This is a genomic window from Secundilactobacillus similis DSM 23365 = JCM 2765 (assembly GCF_001311075.1).
In the GTDB taxonomy this organism is placed as follows: Bacteria; Bacillota; Bacilli; order Lactobacillales; family Lactobacillaceae; genus Secundilactobacillus; species Secundilactobacillus similis.
On the sequence record NZ_BBAD01000137.1, the window covers coordinates 1 to 4,420 of the forward strand.

Consider the following 4,420-nt stretch of genomic DNA (forward strand, 5'->3'; position numbering starts at 1 on the left):
ATACCATCTTCATAGAACATATAGGAAAAGTCTGTTACCTTCGAAACGTCCCATTTCGATACATCGAGCTGCGTCAGATTCGGATCCCAACCAAACATTTGTTTAAAGTTTGTTGCGCTACCAGTATTCCAGTTAGTCAAATCTAACTGAGTAATTTTTTTAAGGCTGGCAAACATATTTGAAAAATCGGTTCCCTTAGCCACATTCCAAGCAGACACATCTAAGCTGATTAGGTTAGGCATGTAATCAAACATATCTGAAAAATTTGTGCCATTCGAAACATTCCACTTTGACACATCCAAATTTGTTAACTTGGTCATCGAGTCAAACATACCGTGAAAATTTACGCCTTTTGAAACGTTCCAGTTTGAGACATCAAGTGCGGTTAATCCGTTGGAAGTAAACATCATAGAAAAATCCGTGCCTTTAGAGACGTCCCAATTAGATACATCAATATTCGTTAGGTTTTTGAGATAACCAAATGTCCCCTGAAAACTAACACCATTTGAGACATCCCACTTTGATACATCCAGCGAGGCTAAATTGGCCATACCCCAGAACATGTACCCAAAGTTAGTTCCCTTACTAACGTTCCAATTTGAAACATCCAATGACGTTAAAGCGCTCGCACCTAAAAACATATCCATAAAGTTTACACCATTAGAGACGTCCCAATTCGACACATCCAATGATTGAACATTGCTTGACCAAACATCCAATTAAAGTTAGTCCCTTTTGAAACATCCCAATTTGCGACGTCAAAATTCTGAATTGGCTCAGCCACATTCTTCCCTAGCCCAAGAAACATGCAACCAAAATTAGTCACGTGTGATGTATCAAAATCAGCGGCATTCTTCACTGATGATACCTGATTTAAATCAGAGAACAGTCGCTGTGAATCAGCTGACGCAACAACCTCACCATCAAAGGAAATTCCAGTAATCTGATTTGCATAGTTATACCACGGTGAAACATTGTAAGCACCACGATAATCAGTATTCAGTGTCGTATTATCAGTTAGTTCACCAGCCCAATCGACAGTGTTCCATCCTCGGTGATTTTCCAATCGGAGGTACCATAAGTACCATCTGCAATATCTGTTCCCGTAGGTGTATCTGCTACAGTAAATTGACTGGGAAAGTTACTCATATCAATGGCATCATTAGTGACTGCAGCCGCTGTCCGCGTAATCTTCTGTGCCACCCCAGTCGTCTTATAGGTCTCAGCAGCTGCCTGTTTAGCAGTCGCAAAATCCGCATCACTAGCCTCTTTCAAATCAGTCACCTGAACGGAATCAGCATCAGTGTCAGCCTTTGACACACTATCACCGTCACTCACATTGGTCGTTGCAACTGATTGATACTCATCTGAAGTAGTAACGGTTGCATTTTCAGCGACATTATTTGTCGTATTATTAGCCGAAGCATCAACAGTTTCGCCTGCAGCGCCATCATTCGAATCCGTTTGCGCGGATTCTGCATTGGCTGCTGAAGCCTGATTAGTTTCGTTGTTCTTCGTGCTGGTAGCTGCCCCACTCGCTGTAGTATCAGTTGTAGTGCCAGCACTCGTAGCAGTCGCAGAACTATCATCAGTTGTGGCATTCGCCTGCCCAGCCTTCAAAGTCGCACTGTTTCCAGTATTAGCTACACTAGAAACCACCGAACTGTTACTATCATCCGCAACAGCCGTAGCCGCCTTCGCATTTTGTGTTCCCAAACCAAACGCACTTAGGCCGAAACTCGTGACCGCGATTCCCGCGATCATCCAGTTACGGCCTTTTTTATACATCTTAAAATGAGTCTTAGTTTCGCCTAGACTTTCCCCGTACTTATTCATATTAGTCCCCTCCATAGGTTGCAAATCGTCAGTCATCATGGCCACCTATTCTCCCCATAAGTGGCCGACCTTGTACTTACGACTTTATCATACCACCATTGGCGAAAATAGAACATTTAAATTTAAATGTTTCATTTCCACGTCATACAAAAAACACAACGCTTCGCTCTTCGCTACATGAGCGAGAACTACAACGTTGTGCTTTGTTATCCATCGAGTCACCACATTACCTAATTTGCACTGTTACTACGTTTTATCAACAATGCCATCAGACCGCACCCAACCATTCAACGTCGAATCATTCAGATTCTGCACGTAATAGTAGACGGTTCCTTCACGCGTCAGGCGCTTCGCATCCAAGATTCGTAAGTCATGGTGCAAATACTGAGTGGTGTTCGGCGCCACCAGCTTATTCTTATAAACCGACCACTTTGGCTTGCCCCAAACTGTTTGACCAGCCCGGTAAGCATGACCAGTTGCGGCGTTCGGCACCGCAGTCTTGGTCACCGTTGCAGCCCGCTTGATGCCACCCGCAACTTTCGTGGTGGATTTGCCACCGTAGATCCAACCACGGTATTTGCCATCAAAACTAACCATCTTGTAGTAGACCAACCCGTTACTCAGCCGCGCCACGCGATACGCGCGGAAGTAGTGCTTACTTGAATCACTGTTGCCCATCGTGGCTAACCGCTGCTTGCCAGCAACCACCCGCGCATGCTTCAGCGTGCCCGCCTTATTGAACAACGCGTTCTTACCGTTCGATTCCACCGTAATCGCCGATTTGAGCTGATGATTCGTTTCAACCCTCACCGCCATTGTCTTCGCCGCAACCTCATTTGGCTGACCACCGATACCGAGCAGCCCTAACACCGTTCCGAATAAAATCACGGCGCCGGTTGCGGCACCGAATAGGACTGAGCTGTTACCTAACTTGTTTTTGAACATAGACCTGACCTCCGATCTTGGGATTGTGATGTGGTGTTGCTGTTTGGTTATAGGATAGCAAGTTGGGGGGTGAAGGGGCAAGGAATCCGATAATTTTTCACGGTTTGGACATAGTTTAGACAAAAATTAAATTTATACGCATCAATGTCCTATAACATTAGGCATACATACTCTCTTAAAATCAGATCCTAAGTTAGTAACTTCATATGTTTTGAGCTTTAAGCGAATAAACTTTTTAAAGTCATTGTTAACATCTGCATTCGCATTTTGTTGATCAATATATTTCTCTAGTTTCACATATTCATCTAACTTTTTATAGTCTTTAGAATAATCAAACTCAGTAAAAATACCGTGATTTTCAGGAATTTCAATAAATCTTAATTTTAATAAATTATCAATTGATGCCGTTATTGCACCTCTCTCGTAGTCTATTTTTTGAAGAGGCACATTGTGATACATAACCTGTCCATTATTTTTCTCATCAATTATCAACCAAATATCGGCCAATACTCCGTTTCCCATTACACTAAGTTCTTTAAACACCTCAACATCTATAGGCGATAACTCTAATATCGATTGTACAAACGAAGGGCGTGTACGTTCAAACATCGTCTTATCCATTGTGGCGGCTAATAAATTAGTATAAAGATTCCGAATTATGTCATCGTCCGTATTCGTGTTAATAAGCTTAAGTATAGGGATTAATATATCACGCCGCGACTCAATGAAATTTTCAGAATCAATACTTATTAATTTTTGAACCAATTCATTGGCAAAATTTTCCTGATTTAAAAGTGTTTTCCCTATCGATTCAATTGAACTATCTAAGCTATCATCAAGTAAATTCTGCTCTTTTAAAATTTGCATTTCTTCTTCTAATAATTTTAATTTATTTAGAATTTCTGGCATTACTTGTACGTTCCATTCACCGTCTAATTTTTCAATTGACCGACGCGCTTCAATCCCTGCTTCAAATGTTTCGGGAAATTTACGTTTAATAAATCCCGCCACCATAACACTTATTATCTTTGTTCGATATTTTTCGGGAGACTTATAAATTTCTTTTTTATAAGTAAAAGTAGCATTAGCGTTAACTAATCCGGTAGTGACGTTATTATCTGATGCAATTTTATTATTTTCAGTATTCATTTATCTTCCCTTTCAAGTTCATGATTCTATTTGTATTGTGTCAAGCTTACATTAATTTCACCACCATTTTCAGCAATTGATTGTTTCATTTCGCTTATTTCTTCAATAATATCTGGATCTCTAATTTTAGTTTTATAATCATTCAATTTATAATCCACATTAATTTGTTGAATTATTTGATTTCGTAAAACAAAAACTGGCATTTCAGGATATTCCCTTCCATCCTTAGTCAAATCAGTTTCGAGGCCAGAATTAACAAATAATTTCTCCAAAATTTTCAACAAAGGCATTCTTGTTGAGCTTTGTGTTAATGGCGGCGGTAAAATGTAGGAAAATGGCAATTTGAAATTGTCGGTTTTCCTACATTTTTTGATATCATAAATCACATCGTAACCAAGGAGGAAAACGATGTGAGACAAGATATTCGAGAGGAAGTTAGAAGATTTATGATTGAAGATATTAAGCCCAATTTCGCTGCCATCGCTCAACT

Annotated in this window: 6 protein-coding genes; all 6 read right to left on the bottom strand. The window is 40.3% G+C overall.

Features of this window, described 5'->3' with window-relative positions; all coding sequences use genetic code 11:
• Positions 1–719: BspA family leucine-rich repeat surface protein (locus JCM2765_RS16025; protein WP_156301840.1), on the bottom strand; the 719-nt coding region annotated here is incomplete at its 3' end.
• Positions 653–1,066 (bottom strand): BspA family leucine-rich repeat surface protein, encoded by a 414-nt coding sequence (locus JCM2765_RS16030; protein ID WP_054737542.1) that lies wholly within the window; start codon positions 1,064–1,066, stop codon positions 653–655. The genes JCM2765_RS16025 and JCM2765_RS16030, both read right to left, overlap by 67 nt.
• Entirely contained in the window at positions 1,018–1,836 is an 819-nt protein-coding gene (locus tag JCM2765_RS16035; protein WP_054737543.1) for a KxYKxGKxW signal peptide domain-containing protein, read from the bottom strand. The genes JCM2765_RS16030 and JCM2765_RS16035 overlap by 49 nt, the downstream gene beginning before the upstream one ends.
• Positions 1,837–2,082: 246 nt before the next feature.
• Positions 2,083–2,781, bottom strand: a complete 699-nt coding sequence (locus JCM2765_RS16040) for a hypothetical protein (protein ID WP_054737544.1) — start codon at positions 2,779–2,781, stop codon at positions 2,083–2,085.
• Positions 2,782–2,922: 141 nt separating this feature from the next.
• A complete protein-coding gene (locus tag JCM2765_RS16045; protein ID WP_054737545.1) occupies positions 2,923–3,930 on the bottom strand; it encodes an Abi-alpha family protein in 1,008 nt (335 codons plus the stop codon).
• Positions 3,931–3,956: 26 nt separating this feature from the next.
• A partial coding sequence (locus JCM2765_RS17515; protein WP_162231438.1) for a hypothetical protein occupies positions 3,957–4,420 on the bottom strand: 464 nt, incomplete at its 5' end.

Coding starts and splice junctions, on each gene's coding strand:
- JCM2765_RS16035 (WP_054737543.1), bottom strand. CDS start 1,836: ATGAATAAGTACGGGGAAAGTCTAGGCGAAACTAAGACTCATTTTAAG.
- JCM2765_RS16040 (WP_054737544.1), bottom strand. CDS start 2,781: ATGTTCAAAAACAAGTTAGGTAACAGCTCAGTCCTATTCGGTGCCGCA.
- JCM2765_RS16045 (WP_054737545.1), bottom strand. CDS start 3,930: ATGAATACTGAAAATAATAAAATTGCATCAGATAATAACGTCACTACC.